The organism is Streptomyces sp. NPDC016851 (genome assembly GCF_055562795.1).
Genome location: NZ_JBVHEP010000007.1, coordinates 224,424 through 248,252, shown reverse-complemented (window position 1 = coordinate 248,252; position 23,829 = coordinate 224,424). Strand labels below are relative to the sequence as shown.

19 protein-coding genes and 2 pseudogenes are annotated in these 23,829 nt (G+C 70.1%); 12 read left to right on the top strand and 9 right to left on the bottom strand.

Annotated elements, in window-relative coordinates:
* The first annotated feature begins 141 nt into the window (after positions 1 to 141).
* The 3 genes from ACZ3I3_RS14195 (at position 142) to ACZ3I3_RS14185 (ending at position 3,970) form a co-directional block, all read left to right on the top strand.
* Positions 142 to 1,029 carry a FadR/GntR family transcriptional regulator gene (locus tag ACZ3I3_RS14195; RefSeq protein WP_467364866.1) on the top strand — a complete coding sequence of 296 codons (888 nt, stop codon included), beginning with the start codon at positions 142 to 144 and terminating at the stop codon, positions 1,027 to 1,029.
* Positions 1,030 to 1,457: 428 nt separating this feature from the next.
* Entirely contained in the window at positions 1,458 to 2,996 is a 1,539-nt protein-coding gene (locus tag ACZ3I3_RS14190) for an RNA polymerase sigma factor (protein ID WP_356923530.1), read from the top strand.
* A 137-nt stretch (positions 2,997 to 3,133) separates the two neighbouring features.
* On the top strand, positions 3,134 to 3,970 hold the full coding sequence (locus tag ACZ3I3_RS14185) for a S1 family peptidase (RefSeq protein ID WP_467364864.1): 837 nt from the start codon (positions 3,134 to 3,136) through the stop codon (positions 3,968 to 3,970).
* 286 nt (positions 3,971 to 4,256) lie between these two features.
* On the opposite strand, the gene ACZ3I3_RS14180 is transcribed toward ACZ3I3_RS14185, so the two are convergent.
* Positions 4,257 to 4,490 carry a DUF7455 domain-containing protein gene (locus tag ACZ3I3_RS14180; protein WP_356923528.1) on the bottom strand — a complete coding sequence of 78 codons (234 nt, stop codon included), beginning with the start codon at positions 4,488 to 4,490 and terminating at the stop codon, positions 4,257 to 4,259.
* A gap of 442 nt (positions 4,491 to 4,932) precedes the next feature.
* Between ACZ3I3_RS14180 and ACZ3I3_RS14175 the strand changes: the two genes are divergently transcribed.
* From ACZ3I3_RS14175 to ACZ3I3_RS14150, 6 genes are all read left to right on the top strand, one after another.
* The gene (locus ACZ3I3_RS14175) at positions 4,933 to 7,056 is read left to right on the top strand and encodes a DNA gyrase/topoisomerase IV subunit B (RefSeq protein ID WP_467364861.1); all 2,124 of its coding nucleotides are present in this window, start codon (positions 4,933 to 4,935) and stop codon (positions 7,054 to 7,056) included.
* 381 nt (positions 7,057 to 7,437) lie between these two features.
* Complete coding sequence (locus ACZ3I3_RS14170; RefSeq protein ID WP_467364860.1) at positions 7,438 to 7,962, top strand: DUF1453 domain-containing protein; 525 nt, start codon at positions 7,438 to 7,440, stop codon at positions 7,960 to 7,962.
* A complete protein-coding gene (locus tag ACZ3I3_RS14165; RefSeq protein WP_467364858.1) occupies positions 7,959 to 9,110 on the top strand; it encodes a sensor histidine kinase in 1,152 nt (383 codons plus the stop codon). Before ACZ3I3_RS14170 ends, ACZ3I3_RS14165 begins: the two co-directional genes overlap by 4 nt.
* Positions 9,107 to 9,790, top strand: a complete 684-nt coding sequence (locus tag ACZ3I3_RS14160) for a response regulator transcription factor (RefSeq protein WP_467364856.1) — start codon at positions 9,107 to 9,109, stop codon at positions 9,788 to 9,790. The genes ACZ3I3_RS14165 and ACZ3I3_RS14160 overlap by 4 nt, the downstream gene beginning before the upstream one ends.
* 69 nt (positions 9,791 to 9,859) lie before the next feature.
* Positions 9,860 to 10,414 carry a DUF485 domain-containing protein gene (locus ACZ3I3_RS14155; protein WP_467364854.1) on the top strand — a complete coding sequence of 185 codons (555 nt, stop codon included), beginning with the start codon at positions 9,860 to 9,862 and terminating at the stop codon, positions 10,412 to 10,414.
* Entirely contained in the window at positions 10,411 to 12,003 is a 1,593-nt protein-coding gene (locus tag ACZ3I3_RS14150; protein ID WP_467364852.1) for a solute symporter family protein, read from the top strand. Before ACZ3I3_RS14155 ends, ACZ3I3_RS14150 begins: the two co-directional genes overlap by 4 nt.
* Before the next feature lie 31 nt (positions 12,004 to 12,034).
* Here the strand turns inward: ACZ3I3_RS14150 and ACZ3I3_RS14145 are convergent.
* Positions 12,035 to 12,127: pseudogene (locus ACZ3I3_RS14145) on the bottom strand (two-component system response regulator); the annotation flags it as partial.
* Between ACZ3I3_RS14145 and ACZ3I3_RS14140 the strand changes: the two are divergent.
* Positions 12,113 to 12,611: pseudogene (locus tag ACZ3I3_RS14140) on the top strand (type 2 periplasmic-binding domain-containing protein); the annotation flags it as partial. The pseudogenes ACZ3I3_RS14145 and ACZ3I3_RS14140 overlap by 15 nt on opposite strands.
* Before the next feature lie 29 nt (positions 12,612 to 12,640).
* Here the strand turns inward: ACZ3I3_RS14140 and ACZ3I3_RS14135 are convergent.
* From ACZ3I3_RS14135 to ACZ3I3_RS14120, 4 genes are all read right to left on the bottom strand, one after another.
* Positions 12,641 to 13,321 (bottom strand): response regulator, encoded by a 681-nt coding sequence (locus ACZ3I3_RS14135; protein ID WP_467364991.1) that lies wholly within the window; start codon positions 13,319 to 13,321, stop codon positions 12,641 to 12,643.
* Positions 13,321 to 14,991 (bottom strand): sensor histidine kinase, encoded by a 1,671-nt coding sequence (locus ACZ3I3_RS14130; RefSeq protein WP_467364850.1) that lies wholly within the window; start codon positions 14,989 to 14,991, stop codon positions 13,321 to 13,323. The genes ACZ3I3_RS14135 and ACZ3I3_RS14130 overlap by 1 nt, the downstream gene beginning before the upstream one ends.
* A 103-nt stretch (positions 14,992 to 15,094) precedes the next feature.
* The gene (locus ACZ3I3_RS14125; RefSeq protein WP_467364848.1) at positions 15,095 to 16,039 is read right to left on the bottom strand and encodes a sucrase ferredoxin; all 945 of its coding nucleotides are present in this window, start codon (positions 16,037 to 16,039) and stop codon (positions 15,095 to 15,097) included.
* Between the two features lie 53 nt (positions 16,040 to 16,092).
* Complete coding sequence (locus ACZ3I3_RS14120) at positions 16,093 to 17,352, bottom strand: citrate synthase (protein ID WP_467364846.1); 1,260 nt, start codon at positions 17,350 to 17,352, stop codon at positions 16,093 to 16,095.
* Positions 17,353 to 17,461: 109 nt separating this feature from the next.
* On the opposite strand from ACZ3I3_RS14120, the gene ACZ3I3_RS14115 reads away from it, so the two are divergent.
* Complete coding sequence (locus ACZ3I3_RS14115) at positions 17,462 to 18,622, top strand: citrate synthase/methylcitrate synthase (RefSeq protein ID WP_467364844.1); 1,161 nt, start codon at positions 17,462 to 17,464, stop codon at positions 18,620 to 18,622.
* Between the two features lie 207 nt (positions 18,623 to 18,829).
* On the opposite strand, the gene ACZ3I3_RS14110 is transcribed toward ACZ3I3_RS14115, so the two are convergent.
* Both ACZ3I3_RS14110 and ACZ3I3_RS14105 read right to left on the bottom strand, forming a co-directional pair.
* Complete coding sequence (locus ACZ3I3_RS14110) at positions 18,830 to 19,069, bottom strand: hypothetical protein (RefSeq protein WP_467364843.1); 240 nt, start codon at positions 19,067 to 19,069, stop codon at positions 18,830 to 18,832.
* A gap of 301 nt (positions 19,070 to 19,370) precedes the next feature.
* The gene (locus ACZ3I3_RS14105; RefSeq protein WP_467364841.1) at positions 19,371 to 19,928 is read right to left on the bottom strand and encodes a DUF6082 family protein; all 558 of its coding nucleotides are present in this window, start codon (positions 19,926 to 19,928) and stop codon (positions 19,371 to 19,373) included.
* A gap of 321 nt (positions 19,929 to 20,249) precedes the next feature.
* Here ACZ3I3_RS14105 and ACZ3I3_RS14100 point away from each other — a divergent pair, with 321 nt between their 5' ends.
* On the top strand, positions 20,250 to 21,314 hold the full coding sequence (locus tag ACZ3I3_RS14100; protein WP_467364839.1) for a CobW family GTP-binding protein: 1,065 nt from the start codon (positions 20,250 to 20,252) through the stop codon (positions 21,312 to 21,314).
* An 18-nt stretch (positions 21,315 to 21,332) separates the two neighbouring features.
* Here the strand turns inward: ACZ3I3_RS14100 and ACZ3I3_RS14095 are convergent, their stop codons facing one another.
* Complete coding sequence (locus tag ACZ3I3_RS14095) at positions 21,333 to 23,789, bottom strand: DNA gyrase/topoisomerase IV subunit A (protein ID WP_467364837.1); 2,457 nt, start codon at positions 23,787 to 23,789, stop codon at positions 21,333 to 21,335.
* Between the last annotated feature and the right edge of the window lie 40 nt (positions 23,790 to 23,829).

The window sequence follows — 23,829 nt, the reverse complement described above, 5'->3', positions numbered from 1 at the left end:
TCCGGCCATGCGCACAACTCCCCGCAGAACGCCCATTTCTTTCCGATAAGGCGTCAATTGCGACGGGGTGAGCGATCACCCTTTCGTGTGCTTTTCACCAAAGACCTCAAGGGAGTTGGAGACGGCGCCGACAAAGGATGCGTGAGTACCCTTGCGCACACCATGATGACCGCCGCCCGCTCCGCTGACTCCGGCCTCGCGAGCCCGGGCGAACTCGACCGCTACCCCTTCGCGGAGGCCCCCGCCGTCGACCGCGTCGGTGCCCCTGCCTGGGACGGCGGGGACCCCGAGCTGGGCCGGGTGGGCAGGCGCGCCGCGGGCAGCCGCGGACGCGGGCTGCACGGCCAACTCGTCCAGCAGCTCGGTCAGATGATCGTCTCCGGCGACCTGGGCGCCGACCGCCCGCTGGTACCCGAGGAGATCGGCCAGCGGTTCGAGGTCTCCCGCACCGTCGTCCGCGAGTCGCTCCGCGTCCTGGAGGCCAAGGGCCTGGTGAGCGCCCGCCCGAACGTCGGCACGCGCGTGCGCCCCGTCAGCGACTGGAACCTCCTCGATCCGGACATCATCGAGTGGCGGGCTTTCGGTCCGCAGCGCGACGACCAGCGCCGCGAGCTGAGCGAGCTGCGCTGGACGATCGAGCCGCTCGCCGCCCGCCTGGCCGCCGGACACGGGCGCGAGGACGTCCAGCAGCGCCTGACGGACATGGTCGAGATCATGGGGCACGCGATGGCCCAGGGTGACGCGCTCACCTTCTCCCGTGCCGACTCCGAGTTCCACTCGCTGCTCATCCAGGTCGCCGGCAACCGCATGCTGGAGCACCTCTCCGGGATCGTGTCCGCGGCCCTCCAGGTCTCCGGCGGTCCGGTCGCGGGCTGTGACCGGCCGACCGAGACGTCGCTGGCGCACCACGGCCGCATCTGCGACGCCCTCGCCGCCGGGGACGGAGCCGCGGCCGAGGCGGCGATGCGGCAACTTCTCACGGTCCATCCCGAGGTGGAACGCGTAGTGCCCGCTCCCCGCGAGCACTGACCGCGTTCCGCGGGCGGCGCGGCCGGGTGTGCCACCCCCCTCCTGTGGCAGTGCCCGTTCGGTGATCCGCCTCCCGTCGGACCCCGCAGGATCCCGGTGATCCTGCGGGGTCCGACGGCGCGAAGGGGCCGCATGAACCGCCGGAGCGGCCGGGTAACAACCAGATGTGACCTGCTTTGCCCGCGTCTGATCTCTTTTGTGCGCTTACGGGGTGTGACTCGGGCCACGCGAATTGGGCGTAACGCTCGCGGGAAGAACGCGATGACCTAAGAGGTGACAGCCGCGGAGGGAATACGGACGCCGTTCACGGCGCTGTGAATCTTCCCGGCCCCCGCCCGCGCCGTCGGCCCACCCCCAAGCCGGCGGTCGGCTCCTGTCCACTGTGGACGGGGCCGGAAGCCGTTTTCCAACGTTCCGAGAGGTTGTTCGTGTCGGCCAGCACATCCCGTACGCTCCCGCCGGAGATCGCCGAGTCCGTCTCTGTCATGGCTCTCATTGAGCGGGGAAAGGCTGAGGGGCAGATCGCCGGCGATGACGTGCGTCGGGCCTTCGAAGCTGACCAGATTCCGGCCACTCAGTGGAAGAACGTACTGCGCAGCCTCAACCAGATCCTCGAGGAAGAGGGTGTGACGCTGATGGTCAGTGCCGCAGAGCCCAAGCGCACCCGAAAGAGCGTCGCAGCGAAGAGTCCCGCCAAGCGCACCGCCACCAAGACGGTCGCGGCCAAGGCGGTGACCACCAGGAAGCCCACCGCCACCGCCACGCCCGAGGCGCCGGCCGCTGAGCCCGCCGCCGAGGAAGAGGCGCCCGCCAAGAAGGCAGCAGCCAAGAAGACGACCGCCAAGAAGGCGGCCGCGAAGAAGGCTCCCGCCAAGAAGACCGCGGCGAAGAAGACCAGCGCCAAGAAGGACGACGTCGAGCTTCTCGAAGAGGAGGTGCTCGAGGAGGCCGCTCCCGGCAAGGCCGTCGAGGAGCCCGAGGGCACGGAGAACGCCGGCTTCGTGCTGTCCGACGAGGACGAGGACGACGCGCCGGCGCAGCAGGTCGCCGCCGCCGGTGCCACCGCCGACCCGGTCAAGGACTACCTCAAGCAGATCGGCAAGGTCCCCCTCCTCAACGCCGAGCAGGAGGTCGAGCTCGCCAAGCGCATCGAGGCCGGTCTGTTCGCCGAGGACAAGCTGGCCAACGCCGACAAGCTCGCCCCGAAGCTCAAGCGTGAGCTGGAGATCATCGCCGAGGACGGCCGCCGCGCCAAGAACCACCTCCTGGAGGCCAACCTCCGTCTGGTGGTCTCCCTGGCCAAGCGCTACACCGGCCGCGGCATGCTCTTCCTGGACCTCATCCAGGAGGGCAACCTCGGTCTGATCCGCGCGGTCGAGAAGTTCGACTACACCAAGGGCTACAAGTTCTCCACGTATGCCACCTGGTGGATCCGTCAGGCGATCACCCGCGCCATGGCCGACCAGGCCCGCACCATCCGCATCCCGGTGCACATGGTCGAGGTCATCAACAAGCTCGCGCGTGTGCAGCGCCAGATGCTCCAGGACCTGGGCCGCGAGCCCACCCCGGAGGAGCTGGCCAAGGAGCTCGACATGACCCCCGAGAAGGTCATTGAGGTCCAGAAGTACGGCCGCGAGCCCATCTCGCTGCACACCCCGCTGGGCGAGGACGGCGACAGCGAGTTCGGTGACCTCATCGAGGACTCCGAGGCGGTCGTCCCGGCCGACGCGGTCAGCTTCACGCTCCTCCAGGAGCAGCTGCACTCCGTGCTCGACACCCTGTCCGAGCGCGAGGCGGGTGTGGTCTCGATGCGCTTCGGTCTCACCGACGGTCAGCCGAAGACCCTCGACGAGATCGGCAAGGTGTACGGCGTCACGCGTGAGCGGATCCGCCAGATCGAGTCCAAGACCATGTCGAAGCTGCGTCACCCGTCCCGTTCGCAGGTGCTGCGCGACTACCTCGACTAGTCGTCGCGGTCGTTACGACGCGGAAGGCCCGGCCCCCTCAGGGGACCGGGTCTTCTTCATGCCTCTCCGCGGGTGCGGGCTACCACGAGGTGAATCACTCTGGGTGTCTCGCCGACACCACCGAGTGAGGAGTGTGTATGCGTCGTCGCTTTGGCCGGGCCCTGGCCGGATCTCTGGTCGTGGCAGCCGCGGTATCCGCCCTGTCAGTGGGCTCCAGTGCGCCTGTGGCCGCCGACAAGGTGGTCATAGGAGGATTCCCCGTCGACGCGTCGGAGAGCCCCTGGACGGTGGCCCTGTCCAGTCGTGACCGGTTCGGGGGAACGCGCGCGGGGCAGTTCTGCGGCGGCGTGGCGGTCGGCCGCACCACTGTGCTCACCGCGGCCCACTGCGTGGACGAGGAGGTCCTGGGCGGGCCACCGGAGCGCGTACGCGACCTCAGGGTCATAGCGGGGCGCACAGACCTGCTCTCGGACGGCGGTGGCCGGGAGGTCGGCGTGCGGGACACGTGGGTGAACCCGGCCTACGACGGTGTCAGCAACGTCGGGGACTTCGCCGTGCTCACGCTGGCCGAGCCCCTCCCCGCCGACTCCGTCATCGGCATGGCGGCCGCCGGCGACCCCGCGTACGCCGTGGGCGGGACCGCGACGGTGTACGGATGGGGCGACGTCTCGGGCGCCGGGGAGTACCCGAACAGCCTGCGGGCGGCACGCGTGCGGGTGCTTCCCGACGCTCTCTGTGAGGAGGCGTACCGAGGGGGCGCGGACGGCGTCTACGACGCCCGGAGCATGCTGTGCGCTGGAGAATCGAAGGGGGGCCGGGATGCCTGCCAGGGTGACAGTGGGGGCCCGCTGGTGGCCCAGGGGCGTTTGATCGGCCTCGTGTCCTGGGGGATCGGCTGCGGCCGGGCCGGCAGCCCGGGGGTGTACATGCGCGTGTCCGACATCATGCGCACGCTCGGGTGGTCACGGGCGTGAACTCGGGTGGTCACGGGCGTGAAACCGGACACCGGCGTGGGGCTGAACACGGGCGTGAAGCCGAATATGGGCGTGGATCTGGCCACGGGCGTGACGGTGAAGCCGGTCACGGCGTGAAGGTCATGTGCACGTTCGACTGAGCGTGGGTGTGAAGAAGACGCGCGGCGTGCGCACAGAAGGGCCTGGGCGGACGCGCGGGAATGAGGACGGGCGGCTGCCTCGGTGGTGGAGGCAGCCGCCCGTTCACCGGCCTGTGCCGGGCTGGCTCGTCGTCGGACGCGAGGTGTCAGCGCTCTTCTTCGGAGGCAGTCGTCGCGGGAGCGGACGTCAGCCGCTCCGTCTCGTCCTGTATCTCAGCGGCGATCTTCTTGAGTTCCGGCTCGAACTTGCGCCCGTGGTGGGCACAGAAGAGCAGTTCTCCGCCGCTGAGCAGGACGACGCGCAGGTACGCCTGGGCGCCGCAGCGGTCGCAGCGATCAGCGGCCGTCAACTGGCTCGCAGGGGTCAGAACAGTAGTCACGTCGCCTCTTCTCTAGCTCGACGAGCTGTCGTACCAGGGTCAACATCCAACCAGCCCCAAAACGTTCCCGCTCGTGGCTTTTCCTCGAAAAAATCTTTGCGAGGCGGCTGTCTGCTGCCGGTTGGCGGCGAATGTGCCGTATTGCGTGTCTATGTGTCTTACGGAGCTTCGCGTTGTATCGGTGGTCGGTCCTCCCGGCTGGGTTGCCGGTTGTTCATGAGGACGTGCCCGGAGCCTAAATGGTTCATGCCTCGAAGGGAACGTGATGTGTGCTTCACTCCAACGAGGGATCGAACAGGCATACGAGTCTGGACTAGGGTGAGTTTCCGACGAGGGTGGCGTTACAACGGCTCTACCAGGCCTCGGTACCCTCTCACCGGTGACTGAAGCCGCGCCCTTACCCACGAGGGCCCCATCTGAAATTCAGCGAGGAGCGAACCGCGTGACCGCCGAAACGTCCGTGCCGTCCACAGCTCTGCTGGCAGGAGCAGACCGGGACGGTTCCAACTACACCGCGCGGCACCTGCTCGTCCTCGAGGGGCTCGAGGCCGTGCGGAAGCGCCCCGGAATGTATATCGGGTCCACCGACAGCCGTGGCCTGATGCACTGCCTCTGGGAGATCATCGACAACTCCGTCGACGAGGCCCTCGGCGGCTACTGCGACCACATCGAGGTCATCCTCCAGGACGACGGCTCGGTCGAGGTCAGGGACAACGGCCGGGGCATCCCGGTCGACGTCGAGCCCAAGACCGGCCTCTCCGGTATCGAGGTCGTCATGACCAAGCTGCACGCCGGCGGAAAGTTCGGAGGCGGCTCCTACGCCGCCTCCGGCGGTCTGCACGGCGTCGGCGCCTCCGTGGTGAACGCCCTGTCCGCCCGTCTGGACGTCGAGGTGGATCGCGGTGGACACACCCACTCGATCAGCTTCCGGCGCGGTGTCCCCGGCGCCTTCGCCGGAAACGGCCCGGACGCCAAGTTCGAAGCCAAGAGCGGCCTGCGCAAGGCCAAGAAGATCCCCAAGAGCCGCACCGGCACGCGCGTGCGCTACTGGGCCGACCGCCAGATCTTCCTCAAGGACGCCAAGCTCTCCCTGGAGAACCTGCACCAGCGGGCCCGCCAGACGGCGTTCCTGGTGCCCGGCCTGACCATCGTCGTGCGCGACGAGTACGGGCTCGGCGAGGGCGGCAGCAAGGGCGAGGAGTCCTTCCGCTTCGATGGCGGAATCAGCGAGTTCTGCGAGTACCTGGCGAACGACAAGCCGGTCTGCGACGTCCTCCGCTTCTCCGGATCGGGCTCCTTCAAGGAGACCGTCCCGGTCCTGGACGACCACGGCCAGATGACGCCCACCGAGGTCACCCGCGAACTCGGCGTCGACGTCGCGCTGCGCTGGGGCACCGGCTACGACACGACGCTCAGGTCGTTCGTCAACATCATCGCCACCCCCAAGGGCGGCACCCACGTCGCGGGCTTCGAGCAGGCCGTCGCCAAGACGATGAACGAGGTGCTGCGCACCAAGAAGCTCCTGCGCGTCGCCGAGGACGACATCGTCAAGGACGACGCCCTGGAAGGTCTGACCGCGGTCGTCACCGTGCGTCTCGCCGAGCCGCAGTTCGAGGGCCAGACCAAGGAGGTCCTCGGGACGTCGGCGGCCCGCCGCATCGTGAACAACGTGGTCACCAAGGAACTCAAGGCGTTCCTGACGTCCACGAAGCGGGACGCCGCCCAGCAGGCCCGCGTGGTCATGGAGAAGGCCGTCGCCGCGGCCCGTACGCGCATCGCCGCCCGGCAGCACAAGGACGCGCAGCGCCGCAAGACGGCCCTGGAGTCCTCCTCGCTGCCGGCCAAGCTCGCCGACTGCCGCAGCGACGACGTCGACCGCAGCGAGCTGTTCATCGTCGAGGGCGACTCCGCGCTCGGCACGGCGAAGCTGGCCCGGAACTCCGAGTTCCAGGCGCTGCTGCCGATCCGGGGCAAGATCCTCAACGTCCAGAAGTCGTCCGTGACGGACATGCTCAAGAACGCCGAGTGCGGTGCGATCATCCAGGTCATAGGAGCCGGATCGGGCCGGACCTTCGACATCGACACCGCCCGCTACGGCAAGATCATCATGATGACCGACGCCGACGTCGACGGCTCGCACATCCGCACCCTGCTCCTGACCCTGTTCCACCGCTACATGCGGCCCATGGTCGAGGCCGGCCGGGTCTTCGCGGCGGTGCCGCCGCTGCACCGCATCGAGATCGTCCAGCCGAAGAAGGGCCAGGACAAGTACATCTACACGTACTCGGACCGGGAGCTGCGCGACAAGCTCATGGAGCTCCAGAGCAAGGGCATCCGCTACAAGGACTCGATCCAGCGCTACAAGGGTCTCGGTGAGATGGACGCCGACCAGCTGGCCGAGACGACCATGGACCCGCGCCACCGCACCCTGCGCCGGATCAACCTCTCCGACCTGGAGGCAGCCGAGCAGGTCTTCGACCTGCTGATGGGCAACGACGTCGCGCCGCGCAAGGAGTTCATCTCCAACTCGGCGGCGACGCTGGATCGGTCGCGGATCGACGCGTAGCCGCTGCGCCGGCCTTGGCGGGCGCTGAGGCTGGGCCGAGCCGGGCTGGGCAGGTTCGGCCTGGCTCGTACTCCGTGGTCCTCGTTGGGTCCGGCTTCGGCGGGAAGTCGGCGCGTGGTGTGAGCCATGCCTGGTGCCCAACGGACCGGCTTGGACGACCCGGCCCGGATACGACCCCGGCCGCCGGGCCGCCGGGTCTCCGTGCCTCAGCCGGGGCCCCGTGCCTGAGCCGCTTCTCCACCCCTGGGTGGAGAAGCGGTCGGTGGGGGATCCACCCATGATCCACCCGCACTCCGATCCCGTGACCTGGCGGTTTCCGTAACGTCGAAGGCGTCGGCGGCACCGCTGCCGGCATCCCCTTCCTCGCTCACGGAGGTCATGATGTCCGGGCTCGTCGACGCGCTGGTGATCGTGGTCGTGGCCATACTGGTGATCGCCCGGCAGTTCCGCGCAACCCCCATCGACGGCGAGCGCCGCTGGTGGCTCCTGCCCGCGATCCTGGCCGTCGGCGCGCTGCGCGAGCCCGGCATACTCGACGATCGTCACCACACGGCCTCAGCGCTGCTGCTCGGCGCCGAACTGCTTGTCGGCCTGGCCACCGGGGCGGGCTGGGCCTGGACCACCCGCATATGGACGCAGCCGGACGGCACCGTGTGGAGCAGGGGCAGCGGCGCGAGCGTCGCCGTCTGGCTCGTCGGAATCGGGCTGCGCTTCGGGCTCTTCGCGTTCGGCGCCGCGGTGGGCGTCCACCAGGACAGCTCCGCCCTCCTGCTGGGGCTCGCCGGCACCCTGCTCGTCCGGGCCGGAATCCTGGCCTGGCGCGGTCGGTTGCTGCGCCCTGCCGTGAACTCGGGCTGGGCGTACGGTGACAGCACACCTGCGCCTGCGTGGAAGGAGTGCGTGTGAAGGAGAACGCCTGGACACGCTGGCCTTCCCGGGAGGCGCTCAGCCGCGAGGGCCTCTCACGCTCCCGGTGCCTGCTGGCCTGGACGGTGCGGGCTCTGGTCCTCGGCGTGCTCGTGTGGGGTGCCTTCGCCGAAAGCGAGGCGCGTGGCTGGAAGGCGGTGGCCGGAGCCGGCGGGGTGCTTCTGGCGGCGCTGCTCGCCTGGGTGTTCTTCCGGACCACGCTCCAGCACCGGCTCTGGCCGTCGCTGGCGTCGCTCGCGCTGCTTCAGGGCGTCGCCGTCGCGGCCCATACCTCGGGCTTCCAAGCCGCGGCCCTGGTCATGTGGTGTGGATGTGCCGTCTCGGCGCTGGAGCGGCTCCCACCGGCAGTCGCCCTCAGCGCGGCGGGTGTGGCGCTCGGTTCGTTCGGGGTCGTCAACAGCGACGACCCGATGACATCCCTGGTCACCGGCGTCGGCCTCGCGCTGGCCGGATACACGCTGCGCCTGGACGCCGAGGCCCGCGGCAGCGCCCAGCGGCTGCTCGCCCAGGAGCGGGCCGCGCGTGCGGCCGAGGCGGAGACTGCGGCGCTAGCGGAGCGGGCCCGCATAGCGCGGGAGATTCACGACGTGCTGGCGCACAGCCTGTCTGCTCAGCTCGTGCACCTGGAGGCGGCCCGGCTGCTGATCGAGCGCGGAGGTGAGCAGGAGCAGGTTCTCGAACGGGTGGTGGCGGCACGGGAGATGGCGCGGGGCGGGCTCGCCGAGACACGGCAGGCGCTCTCCGCCCTGCGCGGGGAGCTGACCCCGCTGGAGGAGTTCCTGAACCAATTGGTGGGAACGACCGACGGTGCCGAGATCACCATCACGGGTGAACGCAGAGCACTGCCGGCCGAGGCGTCGCAGGCGGTGCGCAGAGCGGCTCAGGAGGCTCTGACGAACGCCCGCAAGCACGCCCCGGGCGCCAAGGTGCGCCTGCGCCTCGACTACGACCCACACGAAGTGACCCTGGATGTCCGGGACTCGGGCGGCTCGCCGGGCGAGCTGACCGGGACGGGAGCCGGATACGGTCTGCTGGGCATGCGGGAGCGAGCAGAGCTGCTGGGCGGCTCGCTGGAGGCCGGGCCGGGTGAGGAGGGGTTCGTGGTGACGTTGAAGGTGCCGGTATGACGGATGAGACCGAGCGGAAGACCGCTCGGGTGGTGGTCGCGGACGACCAGACCGTGGTGCGGGAGGGCATTGTGATGCTGCTCGGTCTGCTGCCCGGGATCGAGGTCGTCGGCGCGGCGGGGGACGGGGAGGAGGCGGTGCGGCTCGTGGCCGAAGTCGCCCCGGACGTGGTCCTGATGGACCTGCGGATGCCCCGCTGCGACGGAGTGGAGGCGACCCGCAGGATCCGCGCGGAGCACCCCGGTACGCAGATCGTGGTGCTCACGACGTACGCCGACGACGAGTCGCTCTTCCCCGCGCTGGCAGCGGGAGCGCGCGGCTATCTCACGAAGGACGCCGGCGGAGACGAGATCGTGCGGGCGGTGCACAGTGTGCTGTCGGGGGACGCGGGGCTCGCGCCCAGCATTCAGAGGCGGTTGCTGGAGCGTCTGACGGAAGCCGAGATGAGACCGACCGCGCCGCCCGAGGCGCCGGACGGGCTCACCGCGCGGGAGACGGAGGTGCTGCTGCTCATCGCCGAGGGGCTGAGCAACCAGGAGATCGGCCGCAGGCTGCATGTCTCCACCGCGACCGTGAAGACCCACATCAACAACCTGTTCGCCAAAACGGGGCTCAAGGACCGTGCGCAGGCGGTGCGTTACGCGTACGCGAATGGGCTGGTGCGTCCCCCGGCGGGCTGAGTCACCTGATGGGGTGAACAGCGAAGGGAAGAAGAGTCAGGGATCTTCCCGTTCTGTCCATCCTTGGGCATGCAGCCAAGCAAGGGCCGTCCCCGTAGAGACGGGGCTGGTCAGGAAAGTCCGGTCGATGGACTCGACGGTGTCGGCCCGGCCGAGGAAGCCGGACACCTGAGGTACGACGATCCCTGGTACGACGCCCTCGCCTCCGGGTGGGGCGAGCCCGACGGTGCCGCGGTGCAGACTCCGGTCGTGGTTCCGTCGGCACGCGGGGAGGGCGAGACCGGGGTGGCGGCGGCCGATGTCTATCTGGAGGTGCAGCGCAGCGATGCCTTTCAGGAGGTGCGGCGGCAGTACCGGAGATTCGTGGTGCCGGCCTTCGTGGCGTTCTTCGCCTGGTACGTGGGTTACGTCGTGGCTGCCACGGCCGCGCCGGACCTGATGGCCCGGCCCGTGGTGGGGGCGGTGAACGTGGGGCTGGTCGCGGGGCTCGGGCAGTTCCTGACCACGTTCCTGTTCACCTGGGCCTACTCGCGGCACGCGCGACTGCGCAGGGACCGGGCGGCGCTCGACCTGCGCTGGGACACACAGGAGCTGACGCGCGGCGTGAACGGCGGTGCCTCGTGACGGATGAACACCAGACGCTGGCGCTGCTGTTGTTCAGCGGTTTCGTCGCGGTCACGCTGGCGATCACGACATGGGTGAGCCGTAACCGGCGTGGTTCGGCGGAGGAGTTCTACGCTGGTGGGAGGCTCTTCTCACCCATGGAGAATGGTTTTGCCATCGCGGGCGATTACATGTCGGCCGCCTCCTTCCTCGGGGTCACCGGGCTCATCGCCTTGTTCGGCTACGACGGGCTGCTGTACGTCGTCGGCTTCCTCGTGGCCTGGCTGGTGGTGCTGTTCCTCGTGGCGGAACTGGTCCGCAACTGCGGCCGGTTCACACTCGCCGACGTCGTGGCGGCGCGGATGAGAGAGCGGCCGGTACGGATCGCGGCGGGAACCTCCTCGGTCACCGTGTCCGTTCTGTATCTGGTGGCGCAGATGGTCGGCGCGGGCAGCCTGGTGGCGCTGCTGCTCGGGGGCACGAGCGGGGCGGCGCGGGCCTGGACCGTCATCGGAGTCGGCGCGCTCATGGTGATCTATGTGTCGCTGGGAGGGATGCGGGCCACGACGTGGATCCAGATCGTCAAGGCAGTCCTGCTGCTCGGCGGCACGATCGCGCTGACGGCGCTCGTCCTGGTGCGTTTCCACGGCGACCTGGACCGGCTGCTGCTCACGGCGGCCGAGCGCAGCGGCCACGGGGAAGCGTTTCTGGCGCCGGGGCTGAAGTACGGCGGGGACTGGACCGCCCGTTTCGACTTCATCAGTCTGGGGCTGGCCCTGGTGCTGGGCACGGCGGGGCTGCCGCACATCCTGTCCCGGTTCTACACCGTGCCCACCGCGCGCGCCGCACGCCGCTCGGTCGTCTGGGCCGTCGGGCTCATCGGCGGTTTCTACCTGATGACGATCGTGCTCGGGTTCGGCGCGGCCGCCATCGTGGGACCGGACGCGGTACGCGGGTCGAACGCATCCGGGAACACGGCCGTTCCGCTGCTGGCGCTCGACCTGGGTGGTGGTGCCGGATCCACGGGCGGAACGGTTCTCTTCGCCGTGGTCGCCGCGGTCGCCTTCGCCACGATCCTCGCGGTGGTCGCCGGGATCACGCTCGCCTCCTCGGCGTCGGTCGCCCATGACCTGTACGCGTCCCTGCGGCGACGCGGCGCCAAGCCCCGCAGCGAGGTGGCCGTGGCCCGGGTCGCGGCCGTCGGCGTCGGCGTCGTGGCGATCGCCCTCGGTCTGCTGGCGCGGGATCTCAACGTCGCGTTCCTGGTGGGCCTCGCCTTCGCCGTCGCGGCGTCGGCGAACCTCCCGGTGCTGCTCTACTCCCTGTTCTGGCGTGGCTTCACGACACGGGGTGCCGTGTGGGCCGTCTACGGCGGTCTGATCCCGGCCGTGGTGCTCGTCGTGCTCTCCCCGGTGGCCTCCGGAAGTCCCGACTCGCTGTTCCCGAACGTCGATATCCAGTACTTCCCACTGCAGAACCCGGGCCTGGTCTCGATCCCGCTGGGCTTCCTCGCGGGCTGGCTGGGCACGGTCACCGCGGCGGAGGTGCCGGACGAGGCCAAGCACGCGGAGACCGAGGTGCGGTCGCTGACCGGGGCAGGAGCCGTGTAAAGGCCGGCGGTCCCGCACGGCCGTGGGGCTGCGGCGTCACCCACGCGTAGCGGTGTTCGGGCCGACCCGTGTCGCCGTACTTGAGGGAGAGGCGCAGACGGCCGGACTGCCCAAGGGCTTCAAGGGGAAGAAGCTCGGCATCACCGGCCTCGGTTCCTCGACGGACTTCCTCACCAAGTACCTCGCGGTCAAGAACGGCGTGAGCGTCAGCGACTTCACGCCCGTCGCCGTCGGTGCCTGCCCGACGTTCATCTCGGCGCTCCAGAAGGACTCGATCGACGGCGGCATGACGACCGATCCGACGGTGGCTCAGGTCCTGGACAAGAAGGCAGGCAAGATCCTTCTCGACACGCGGATGCCGCAGGGGTCCCAGGAGGCGCTCGGTGGTCCCTATCCGTCGTCCCGACTACTCGCAGGGTGACAAGGTGCTTTACGCACAGGCGATCAAGAGCACACTGCCGATGTTCACCAAGGACGGTGTGATGCCCGCGGACGGTCCCGAGACGGTCGAGAAGGTGCTCAAGGCGTTCAACCCCGACATCAAGAACGCCAAGATCGACCTGAGTCGGACCTACGCGACCGAGTTCGCGAAGAAGGCCACGGGCTGACACCCGAAACGGCCTCCGACCGGCACTCCCTAGGCGCGGGTCGCCCACACGTAGCGGTGTTCCGGGCGGCCCGCGTCGCCGTATTTCAGGGTCAGCCTGGCCCGTCCCGTGCGCTCCAGGAGCTTCAGGTAGCGCTGGGCGGTCTGGCGGCTCACCCCGGTCCGTTCGGCGATCTCCTGGGCGGACAGGGGCCCGTCGGCGTTCATCAGGGACTGACGGACCAGCTCCGCGGTGGTGGGGGAGTGACCCTTGGGCAGATCCGGCTCGGAGGGGGCCGACAGCGCCCCGAAGATGCGGTCCACCTCCGCCTGTTCCGCTTCCCCGCCGCCGTCGAGGGTGCGGCGCAACTCCGCGTACGCTTCCAGCTTGGCGCGCAGACCGGCGAAGGCGAACGGCTTGACCAGGTACTGCAACGCGCCGTGCCGCATGGCCGCCTGCACGGTGGACACGTCCCGGGCCGCCGTCACCATGATCACGTCGGTCTGGTGGCCGCGCCGCCGCATTTCCTGCACGACTGCGAGCCCTGTCTCGTCCGGCAGGTAGTGGTCCAAGAGCACCAGGTCGAGCCGGGGCAGCGTCTCCAGCCGGCTCAGCGCTTCCGCCGCGCTGTGGGCCTCACCCGCGACATGGAAGCCCGGCACCTTCTCGACGTAGGCGGCGTTGACCCGCGCGACCCTTGTGTCGTCGTCCACGACCAGGACCTCGATCATCACGACTCCTCCTTGGCGGTCTGCGGAGCTGACGGCACGGTCAGGGCCGGTTCCGGGCCCGGCTCGGCCAGCGCCTCCGGCAGGACGACGGTGAACTCCGCACCCCCGCCATGAGCATCCCCGACGGTCGCGCTGCCCCCCTGCCGCTCGGCGAGCCTGCGCACCAGGGAGAGCCCGATTCCCCGCTCTCGATGCGCGGGCGGCTTCTTGGTGGACCATCCCTCGGTGAAGATCAACTCCTGGTGCTCCGGCGGGATTCCCGGGCCCGTGTCGCGCACCCGGAGGATCACCGTACGGCCCTCGGCGCGCAGTTCGACCTCCACGCGCGCGTGCGGCTTGCCCGCGACGGCGTCGAGGGCGTTGTCCGCCAGGTTGCCGACGACGGTGACGAGCCCCTGGGGATCGATCAGCCGGTCGGGCAGCCTGGTCCGGTCCGACACCCACAGGGCGACGCCCCGCTCGGCCGCGACGGTCGCTTTGCCGACCAGCAGGGCGGCGAGCAGCGGGTCCGCGATGCGTTCGGTGACCTGTTCCGCGGTGGCCCGGTGGTCACCGACCACTTCGCCGACGAACTCCACGGCGTCGTCGTACATCTCCAGTTCGAGCAGCCCAAGGAGCGTGTGCATACGGTTGGCGTGCTCGTGGTCCTGGGCGCGCAGGGCGTCGATCAGGCCGCGGGTGGAGTCCAGCTCGCGGCCCAGCTGCTCCAGCTCGGTGCGGTCGCGCAGGGTGGCCACGGCGCCGCCGTCGTCGGTGGGCATGCGGTTGGCGACCAGCACTCGATGGCCCCGCACGGTGAGCAGGTCCGTGCCTGTCACGCGCCCGGCCAGCACATCGGCCGTACGGCCGACGCCGAGCGCCTCGTCGGGGGAGCGGCCCACCACCCCGTCCCCGATGCTCAGCAGGCGCTGCGCCTCGTCGTTGACGAGGCGGATACGACCGCTGCGGTCCAGGGCGACGACGCCTTCCCGGATGCCGTGCAGCATCGCCTCCCGCTCCGACAGCAGTGCCGCGATGTCCGAGAAGGCCAGGTCCCTGGTCTGCCGGTGGACCCGCCGCGAGATGAGCCACGCGGCCAGGGCGCCGACGGCCAGGGCACCTCCGGCGTACGCGAGCAGCCCCGGGATCGCGTGGATCAGCCGGGCCCGGACGCTGTCGTAGGCGATGCCGACCGAGACGGCACCGACGATCGTGCCGTCGCTGTCACGCAGCGGCACCTTGCCGCGGGCGGAGCGGCCGAGGGTGCCGCTGTCGATCTCCATGACCTCCTTGCCGGCCAGCGCCTGGCCCGGGTCGGTCGAGACGATGCCGCCGATCTGCTTCGGGTCGGTGTGCGACCAGCGCACACCTCGCCAGTCCATCACCACGATGTACTCGGCCTTGGTGGCCTTCCGGATCCGCTCCGCCTCCCGCTGCACGGGACCGTTCGGTGAGGGAGGCGTGTCCCTCACTTCCTCCGCGAGGCCCGGCTGCTGCGCGGTGGTCTGCGCGATGGCGAGCGCGCGGCGCATCGCCTGGTCGTCCAGCTGGTCGCTCAGCGGCGCGAGGAACAGCCCGGTCGCGAGGACCGCGACTCCCGCGGCGATCGCCACCTGCATCAGCAGTACCTGCGAGAACACCCGCCGCGGCAGGCCGAGGCGCAGGCGGCGTGCGGGGGGAGTGGGGCTCATACCCAAGAAGGTACGTGGGGCCGGCTACCTGCCGTAACGGGTGTGGCGTGGATCTCTTGATCAATGCTTGAGGAGACGGCCCGGACTGCGGCCGGCGGACCGTTCAGCCGGCGAGTGCCGTCGTCATCCTCACCTCGCGCACAGCCACCACGTCCATCCGCGCGGGTGAACCGAGGACCGCCGCTCCACAGCTCTCCGGCCGGGGCGGCAGCGCCGCGCCCTGGGCCACCTCGACCTGCCAGCGGCGTCCGTCGGCGTGGGCGACGGTCACCTCCCAGCGCGGGGCCGCGCCGGCCGTCCGCACGACGCTCAGCGCTTCCGCGGCGTATTCGCCTGTCGTGGTGCGCACGGCGAGTTCGGCCGCCTGGCCGGGCCGTTCCCAGGCCGAGCTGCCCCGGCACCCCTCGACGACGATCCGCCCCTCCCGAGCGCCGTGCAGGACCTCTTTGAGGGTGTGCGCCTCGGCCCGGCCGTACGCGTAGCCGTACGGCAGGACGAGTGCTGTCGGGGAGAAGCGGTGACCACCCAGATGGGTGACCTCCCAGACGCCCTCGACCCCGGACGCGGCGAGTTCGGCAGCGAGAGGGCGGCCGAGGAGGGCGCAGCAGCGGTCGCGCTTGCCGTTGGTGCAGACGAGGGCGAGCGGATCACCGTCGTGGGGCCGTCCGCCGAGCACCGCGTCGAAGGTGCTGTGGTCGCCCCGGCCGAGTGCGGCGAAGTCGAGGTCGAGGAGCTGCCCGGGGTCCGAGGTGGTGGCGCCGTGCAGCCACACGTTTCCCGGAACGGTGTGGGCCGCGTACACCCGGCGGGTGGCGGGCATCCGGCTGTCCGCGTGGCGTCCGGGGCGGCGGATGAGCACGATCCGCACGCCGGTGTCCTTGGCGGCCGCTTCCAGGGCGCGGCCCAGTGCGGGGTCCAGGTGGCTCGAAGTGAGCGCCTTGGCACCCCACGGACCGGGCTGTTCCAGCAACAGCCAGGTCCTCGCGGTGGCCGCGGTTCCCGAAACGGGCTCGTCGGAGTCCCGGGAGACGCTTGAGCACGTACTCACAGAGGTGAGCCTAACCTGACTTGGTCCGCAGCTCATTTCGGCCCCGCCCTTGCCTACTCCGGCAGTGGCTGCGGCGGTTTCGGCCCCGCGTAGAGACCGCTCGGACGCATGCGCAGCGGGCGCTCGCCGTACTCCTCGAGGGCGTGGGCGATCCAGCCCGCCGTACGGGCCACCGCGAAGATCGTCTCGCCCGCGGTCGGGGGCATGCCGCAGGACGTGGAGAGCACGGCGAGCGCGAGGTCGACGTTGGCGTGCAGCGGGGCGTGGCGGGCGGTGGTCTCGACGATGTCGCGGGCTGCGAGGAGGGCGGGTTCCGCGCGCGGGATCTGCTCCAGGAGGGCGAACAGGGCACGCGCGCGTGGGTCCTCACCGGAGTAGAGCCGGTGGCCGAGCCCCGGGATACGGCGGCCCGCGCGCAGTTCGTCCGCGATCACCGGTGCCGCGTCGCCCTGGTCGAGCACGTCCTGGAGCAGCCGGTGCGCGAGCCCGCTGGCCGCGCCGTGCAGCGGGCCCTCGATCACCCCGAGTCCGGCGGAGACCGCCGCGTAGGCGTGGGCACGGGCCGACGCGGCGACGCGCACCGCGAGGGTCGAGGCGGCCAGGTCGTGGTCGACGAGGAGGGCGAGCGCGGTGTCCAGGGCACGCAGGGACGCCTCGTCGGGGTCCTTGTGCGCCGACAGCCTGGACCACAGGCGGTGGGCCAGGGGGCCTTCGTCACGGCGGTCGCGCCACGCCGGGGGCAGGGCGGCGACCAGTGTGGGAATGAGGGTGCGCGCGGTGCCGAGCACGGCGTCCTCGGACAGGTCGAAGCGCAGCGGGTCGGCGGTCGCGGCGGCGATCGTCGCGACGCGCAGCAGGTCGGTGGGCGCGGCGTGTTCGGGCAGCGCGTCGACGGCCCGGCGGGCCACGGCGACCGGGGCGGCCGGCGCGGTGAACGTGCTGCCCGGCCGCATCCGGCCGGTCCACAGCCACTCGGCGACCTCCTCGTAGGTGTGCCGCGTGGCCACGTCGACCGCGTCGACACCACGGTAGTAGTAGCGGTCGCTCTCGATGAGTGTGATGCGGGTCCGTACGGACAACTCGCCGCCGGAGGGGGAACTCCCGGCGCTCTCCCGCCTGTTGCGCCGCGCGAGCGCCTCGACCTCCCTGGCGTCGAAGGTGCTGCCCCGGCCGCCGGCCATCCGTCGGCTGCTGAGCTGACCGCGGCTCACGTACGCGTACACGGTCTCCGGCTTCACGCCGAGCAGCTCGGCGGCCTCCTTGGTGCTCAGCCGCCGTTCCGCGTCGAGGGGGGCGGGTTCTTGATCGCGCATGGGGTCACCGTATCCGCCTAGCGGTCCATTGACTGATGTATTGATCCAATCAATATTGACACAAGTCAAGTCAACCATGGACAGTCGAATCAAGTCCAGGGAGGAAGTCATGTCCGTCAACAGGTCCGCAACCGCTCTCATCGACGCACCGCGGGGACTCGCCGGTGTCGTCGTCACCGACACCCGGATCGGTGACGTCCGTGGCGTCGAGGGCTTTTACCACTACCGGCAGTACTCCGCCGTCGACCTCGCGCGGACCCGCGCGTTCGAGGACGTCTGGCATCTGCTCGTGCACGGCGACCTGCCGGACCCCGGGCAGAGCGCCGCCTTCACGGCACGGACCGCGGCGCTGCGACGGCTGCCCGACGAGGTCCGCACGGCCCTGCCGGCCATCGCGGCGGCCGGCGGGCGCTCCGGCCCGCTCGCCGGGATGCGCACGGCGCTGTCGCTGCTGGGCGCGGCCAAGGGCTTCCGGCCCGTGTACGACATCGATGCCGACCGGCGCAGGCAGGACACCATCGAGGCGGCCGCGGCCGTGCCCACGCTGCTCACCGCGCTGCACCGGCTGGGGAAGGGGCTCGAGCCGGTGCAGCCGCGTGAGGACCTGTCGTACGCGGCCAATTACCTGTACATGTTGACCGGTTCGGTGCCGACCGAGCGGCACGCACGGGCGATCGAGCAATACCTGATCTCAACTATTGATCACGGATTCAATGCATCAACCTTCACGGCTCGGGTCATCGCGTCGACGGGTGCGGACGTGGCGGCGTGCCTCGCCGGTGCGGTGGCAGCCCTGTCGGGGCCGTTGCACGGGGGAGCGCCCAGTCGGGCGCTGGACACCCTGGACGCGATCGGCACCCCGGAGCGAATCGACTCCTGGGTGCGGCAACGGGTGCTCGCCGGTGAGCGCATCATGGGCTTCGGGCACGCGATCTACCGCACGGAGGACCCCAGGTCGCGGATGCTGCGCGAGGTCGCCCAGGGGTTCGGCGGTCCGCGGGTGGACTTCGCCGTGGAGGTCGAACGGCACGTCGAGGCGATCCTGGCGGAGCTGAAGCCCGGCCGTGAACTCCACACCAACGTGGAGTACTACGCGGGCGTGGTCATGGAACTCTGCGGCCTGCCCCGCGAGATGTTCACGCCGACGTTCGCCGCCGCGCGCGTCGTCGGCTGGAGCGCCAACATTCTGGAACAGGCGGAGGACACGAAGATCATCAGGCCGGTGGCGCGCTATGTGGGACCGGAGGCGCCGACTCCCGTGCCCGCCTGACGGGCGGCGCCGCAGGAACACGGAGGGTCCGGCACCAGGAGGTGCCGGACCCGAGCCGCAGGGCCGGCTCGACGGGTGCCCGACCCGCGGGAGCGACAGGTAGGTCCGCGGACCCGACGGGCACCGACCCGACGGGCACCGACCCGGCGGGCACCGACCCGGCGGGCACCGATCCGGCGGGCGCCGATCCGGCGGGCGCCGACGAGATCAGGCGTCAGGAATATCGGCCTTGGCGTCGATGAGGGTCTTGCGCGTGACCACGACGATGCGCTCGTAGTCCGCTCTGGACGCGTCGCCGGGGAGCTTTCCGTCGAGCTCCTCGGTGAGATCGGTGCCGATTACAGCGAACCTGCCGTCGGACAGCTCGAAGATATCGGGACAATTGGCACCAGTCGCACTTCCCCGCTGGCTGGGAGGGGTGCCAATCCGACGGATGATGTGGCTCACTGTTCTGGCGTTCCTTTTGATCTCGAGGCTTGGTGCGCACTGTAGCCTGCGGTGCGATGCGGCCCTGTGGGGCCGCGGCCTCGACAACCGGGCGGCGTGGAGCGGCGGTTCGGCGGTGGTCGACCCGGTTCGCGGGATGCGCAGTAGTCAACCTTGTTGGCATCTGGGGAAACGCGCCGGTTTATGGGTTCGTTACCCCCCAGCCGTGTGATGCGTTCAAGAGAGTGATCCGGAAGGTGCGGCGCTTACGGCCGAGGCCCGGCGCCAGGGGGCTTCTGATGGATCTCCACCAGGAGCCCCCCTACTCGCCCGGCGGCTCCCCGACCACCCACCACTGGTCGGTGTCCGCCTCCTCCAACTGCACGAGAAGGTCGTCGACCATGCGTCCGAGCCTGGCCTCCTCGGACGAGTCGGCGAGGGTCGCCCGATGCGGGCGGGAGGCGTACCAGTACTCCCTGAAGACGGCGTTCTGCAGCATGCTCCGGGCGAAGCCGAAGAACTCCTCCCGGCTCATGTTGCCCATGCGGTGATAGCACAGGGCGTTCGTGTAGAGGGCGTTGGCGAAGAGGAACTGGCGGAGTTTCCTGGGCGAGACGGTCCCGTCGTACACGTCCAGCACCTCGGCCAGCTCCGGATCGTCCATCGCCTTGCTCAGCAACTCCCAGTGCAGCCGCTGCTGGTGGGCGAAGTTGGCCCGGCGCTGTGACTGTGCGGCCTCCTCGAGGTGCTCGATCCGGGTGCGCAACGCATGGAACGCCGGCCGCTGTGCGGCCATGGCGACGGCGGCGCCCGCCGCCAGGACGATCCCTGCCGAGGCGGTGGCACCCAGCCCCCGAAAGCTCATTTTCCGTGTGCCCATGTCAACCCCCGATTCAGGCGGCCGTCCGCCGGTCGTCGGTACGCGGGTCGACTGGAGGGGACCGGCGAGCGGTGGGCGGCGCTTGCCGTCTCCCAGAGTGCCGAGCGGCTCTGATCGGCGGGGAGGCGGAGAGGAGGCGCACGGAGGGAAGCGAGGGTCGCACAAACCGGCGCCATGCCCAACGTCTGCCCCGCGAGTGCTGCTAACAATCGTTCACTTCGCCGCGATTCCGACGGCTCGTATCCTGGGGCGGCATCCCATCCTCATACGTGTGCCGGGAACGTGAGCCGGTGCACGCGTCGGCGTGAGAGAGGTCGCACGGTGAGCCTGCCGAGCCCGGAACCGCAGCAGATCCCGGTCGTCGTCCTGGCCGGATTCCTCGGCTCGGGGAAGACCACACTGCTCAACCACCTCCTCCACCGCAGCGGCGGCAGCCGTATCGGCGCCATCGTCAACGACTTCGGGGCCATCGAGATCGACGCGATGGCCGTGGCGGGAGCGCTCGGCGACTCGACGGTCTCGCTCGGCAACGGCTGTCTGTGCTGTGCCGTCGACGCGAGCGAGCTGGACCAGTACCTGGAACGGCTGGCGGAACCCTCCCTCGGCATCGACGTCATCGTCATCGAGGCGAGCGGGCTGGCCGAGCCGCAGGAACTCGTGCGGATGGTGCTCACCAGCGAGCATCCGGGGATCGTGTACGGCGGGCTCGTCGAGGTCGTGGACGCCGCCGAGTTCGACGACACCCGGTCCAGGCACCCGGAGATCGACCGGCATCTCGCGCTGGCCGATCTCGTCGTGGTCAACAAGCTCGACCGGGCGGCGGACGGCGAACGCGTCCTCGGGCTGGTCCGCTCCCTCGTCGACCGCGCCGCCGTCGTCCCGGCCTCCTACGGCCGGATCGACCCCGAGTTCCTCTTCGACTGCCGGCCGAGCGAGGAACGCATCGGGCAGCTGTCCTTCGACGACCTGCACGAGCACGGCGCGGACGACCACGCCGAGCACCTGCACAGCGCCTACGACAGCCTGTCGTTCGTCTCGGAGGAGCCCCTGGACCCGCGCCGTCTCATGGAGTTCCTCGACAGCCGTCCCGACGGGCTGTACCGGATCAAGGGCTATGTCGACTTCGGGCCCTACGACGTGCGGAACCGCTACGCCGTCCATGCCGTCGGTCGCTTCCTGCGCTTCTACCCGGAGCCCTGGCCGGCCGGTGGCGCACGCCTCACCCAGCTGGTCCTCATCGGCTCCGGCATCGACACCCCCGCCCTCGACAAGGAACTCGGCGCGTGCAGGAGCGACGCCCCGCACGCCGACGAGCGCGGCATGTGGGGCGTCCTCAGGTACGTACAGAACCCGGAGGAGGACCCGGCAGAGGCAGAGCCTGCCTGAGCCCTCCACCGGAGGCGTCTAGACCGGCCCCGCCACCACGGCCACCGTCTTCGCCAGGGACACACCCGAGCCGTCACGCCGCGGGTCCATCTCCGGGAGGTCGGCCGGGGTGCCGTTCTTCTGCGCGGCGAGCGCCGGGGCCGGGCCCGCCCAGGCCAGGGACAGGCAGTCCTCGCCCTTCAGGAACCGCTGGCAGCGGACGCCACCGGTGGCGCGGCCCTTGCGCGGGTACTGGTCGAACGGGGTCATCTTGGCCGTCGTCTGCACGGAGTCGTCCAGCGTGCCCCGCGAGCCGGCGACGGTGAAGACCACGGCGTCCACCGCCGGGTCCACCGCCGTGAACGAGATGACCTTCGCGCCCTCGGTGAGCTTGATGCCGGCCACACCGCCGGCCGGGCGGCCCTGCGGCCGCACCTGGGACGCCTGGAAGCGCAGCAACTGGGCGTCGTCGGTGATGAAGACCAGATCCTCCTCGCCGGTGCGCAGCTCGACCGCGCCGACGATCCGGTCGCCCTCCTTGAGGGTGATCACCTCGAGCTCTTCCTTGTTGGCCGGGTAGTCCGGCACCACGCGCTTGACGACGCCCTGTGCCGTGCCGAGCGCCAGGCCGGGCGACGACTCGTCGAACGTCGTCAGGCAGACCACCGTCTCGTCGTCCTCCAGGGAGACGAACTCCGCCAGCGGGGCGCCTCCCGCGAGGTTGGGCGTCGGCATCGACTCCGGGAGCTGGGGCAGGTCGATCACGTTCAGCCGCAGCAGCCTGCCCGCCGAGGTGACCGCGCCCACCTCGCCGCGGGCGGTGGCGGGCACCGCCGAGACGATCACGTCGTGCTTCACCCGCTTGGCGCCGGAGTACTCCGGGAACGGTTCGCCGTTCGCCGTGCGGGCCAGCAGACCGGTCGAGGACAGCAGCACCCGGCACGGGTCGTCGGCCACCTGGAGCGGCACCGTGGCGACCGTGGCGCCACCCGACTCCAGCAGGACCGTCCGCCGGTCGGTGCCGAACTTCTTGGCGACCGTGGCCAGTTCGGTGGAGACGAGCTTGCGCAGCTCCGTGTCCGAGTCGAGGATCCGGGTCAGTTCCTCGATCTCCGCGTTGAGCCGTTCCTTCTCGGTCTCCAGCTCGATGCGGTCGTACTTGGTCAGGCGGCGCAGCGGCGTGTCGAGGATGTACTGCGTCTGCACCTCGCTCAACGAGAACTGCTCCATCAGGCGCTGCTTCGCCTGCGCGGAGTTCTCGCTGGAGCGGATGAGGCGGATGACCTCGTCGATGTCCAGCAGGGCCGTCAGCAGGCCTTCGACCAGGTGCAGCCGGTCCCGCTTCTTCGTGCGGCGGAACTCCGAACGCCGCCGCACGACCGTGAAGCGGTGGTCGAGATAGACCTCCAGCAGCTCCTTCAGACCCAGCGTGAGCGGCTGGCCGTCGACCAGGGCGACGTTGTTGATGCCGAAGGACTCCTCCATCGGCGTCAGCTTGTACAGCTGCTCCAGGACCGCCTCCGGCACGAAGCCGTTCTTGATCTCGATGACCAGGCGCAGCCCGTGCTCGCGGTCGGTGAGGTCCTTGACGTCGGCGATGCCCTGGAGCTTCTTCGAGCCCACCAGGTCCTTGATCTTGGCGATCACCTTCTCCGGGCCGACCGTGAAGGGCAGCTCGGTGACCACGAGGCCCTTGCGGCGGGCCGTCACGGGCTCCACGGACACCGTGGCGCGCATCTTGAACGAGCCGCGGCCCGTCTCGTACGCGTCCCGGATGCCGGACAGGCCGACGATACGGCCGCCGGTGGGCAGGTCGGGGCCCGGGACGTGCTTCATCAGGGCGTCGAGATCGGCGTTCGGGTACCTGATCAGGTGGCGGGCGGCGGCGATCACCTCGCGCAGGTTGTGCGGCGGCATGTTCGTGGCCATACCGACCGCGATGCCCGAGGCGCCGTTGACCAGGAGGTTCGGGAAGGCGGCGGGCAGCGCCACCGGTTCCCGCTCCTGGCCGTCGTAGTTCGGGTTGAAGTCGACGGTGTCCTCATCGATGGACTCCGTCATGAGGCTCGTGGCCTCGGCCATCCGGCACTCGGTGTACCGCATGGCGGCCGGCGGGTCGTCGTTGCCCAGCGAGCCGAAGTTGCCGTGGCCGTCGACCAGGGGGACACGCATCGAGAAGGGCTGCGCCATGCGCACGAGGGCGTCGTAGATCGACGCGTCGCCGTGCGGGTGCAGCTTGCCCATCACCTCGCCGACGACGCGGGCGCACTTGACGTACCCGCGCTCGGGGCGCAGACCCATCTCGTTCATCTGGTAGACGATGCGGCGGTGCACCGGCTTGAGACCGTCGCGCGCGTCGGGCAGGGCGCGGGAGTAGATGACCGAGTACGCGTACTCGAGGAAGGAGCCCTGCATCTCGTCGACGACGTCGATGTCGAGGATTCTCTCCTCGTACGAGTCGTCGGGCGGCGGGGTCTTCGTGCTGCGGCGGGCCATCGCTGCCGGCTCCTTGCTGAAGCGTTGAACGAGATCTGAC

What these genes read in the sequence shown, in the direction of transcription:
- ACZ3I3_RS14135 (WP_467364991.1), bottom strand. Translation starts at nt 13,321, where the DNA reads ATGATCGAGGTCCTGGTCGTGGACGACGACACAAGGGTCGCGCGGGTC.
- ACZ3I3_RS14170 (WP_467364860.1), top strand. Translation starts at nt 7,438, where the DNA reads ATGTCCGGGCTCGTCGACGCGCTGGTGATCGTGGTCGTGGCCATACTG.
- ACZ3I3_RS14185 (WP_467364864.1), top strand. Translation starts at nt 3,134, where the DNA reads ATGCGTCGTCGCTTTGGCCGGGCCCTGGCCGGATCTCTGGTCGTGGCA.
- ACZ3I3_RS14115 (WP_467364844.1), top strand. Translation starts at nt 17,462, where the DNA reads ATGTCCGTCAACAGGTCCGCAACCGCTCTCATCGACGCACCGCGGGGA.
- ACZ3I3_RS14130 (WP_467364850.1), bottom strand. Translation starts at nt 14,991, where the DNA reads ATGAGCCCCACTCCCCCCGCACGCCGCCTGCGCCTCGGCCTGCCGCGG.
- ACZ3I3_RS14105 (WP_467364841.1), bottom strand. Translation starts at nt 19,928, where the DNA reads ATGGGCACACGGAAAATGAGCTTTCGGGGGCTGGGTGCCACCGCCTCG.
- ACZ3I3_RS14155 (WP_467364854.1), top strand. Translation starts at nt 9,860, where the DNA reads ATGCAGCCAAGCAAGGGCCGTCCCCGTAGAGACGGGGCTGGTCAGGAA.
- ACZ3I3_RS14095 (WP_467364837.1), bottom strand. Translation starts at nt 23,789, where the DNA reads ATGGCCCGCCGCAGCACGAAGACCCCGCCGCCCGACGACTCGTACGAG.
- ACZ3I3_RS14160 (WP_467364856.1), top strand. Translation starts at nt 9,107, where the DNA reads ATGACGGATGAGACCGAGCGGAAGACCGCTCGGGTGGTGGTCGCGGAC.
- ACZ3I3_RS14120 (WP_467364846.1), bottom strand. Translation starts at nt 17,352, where the DNA reads ATGCGCGATCAAGAACCCGCCCCCCTCGACGCGGAACGGCGGCTGAGC.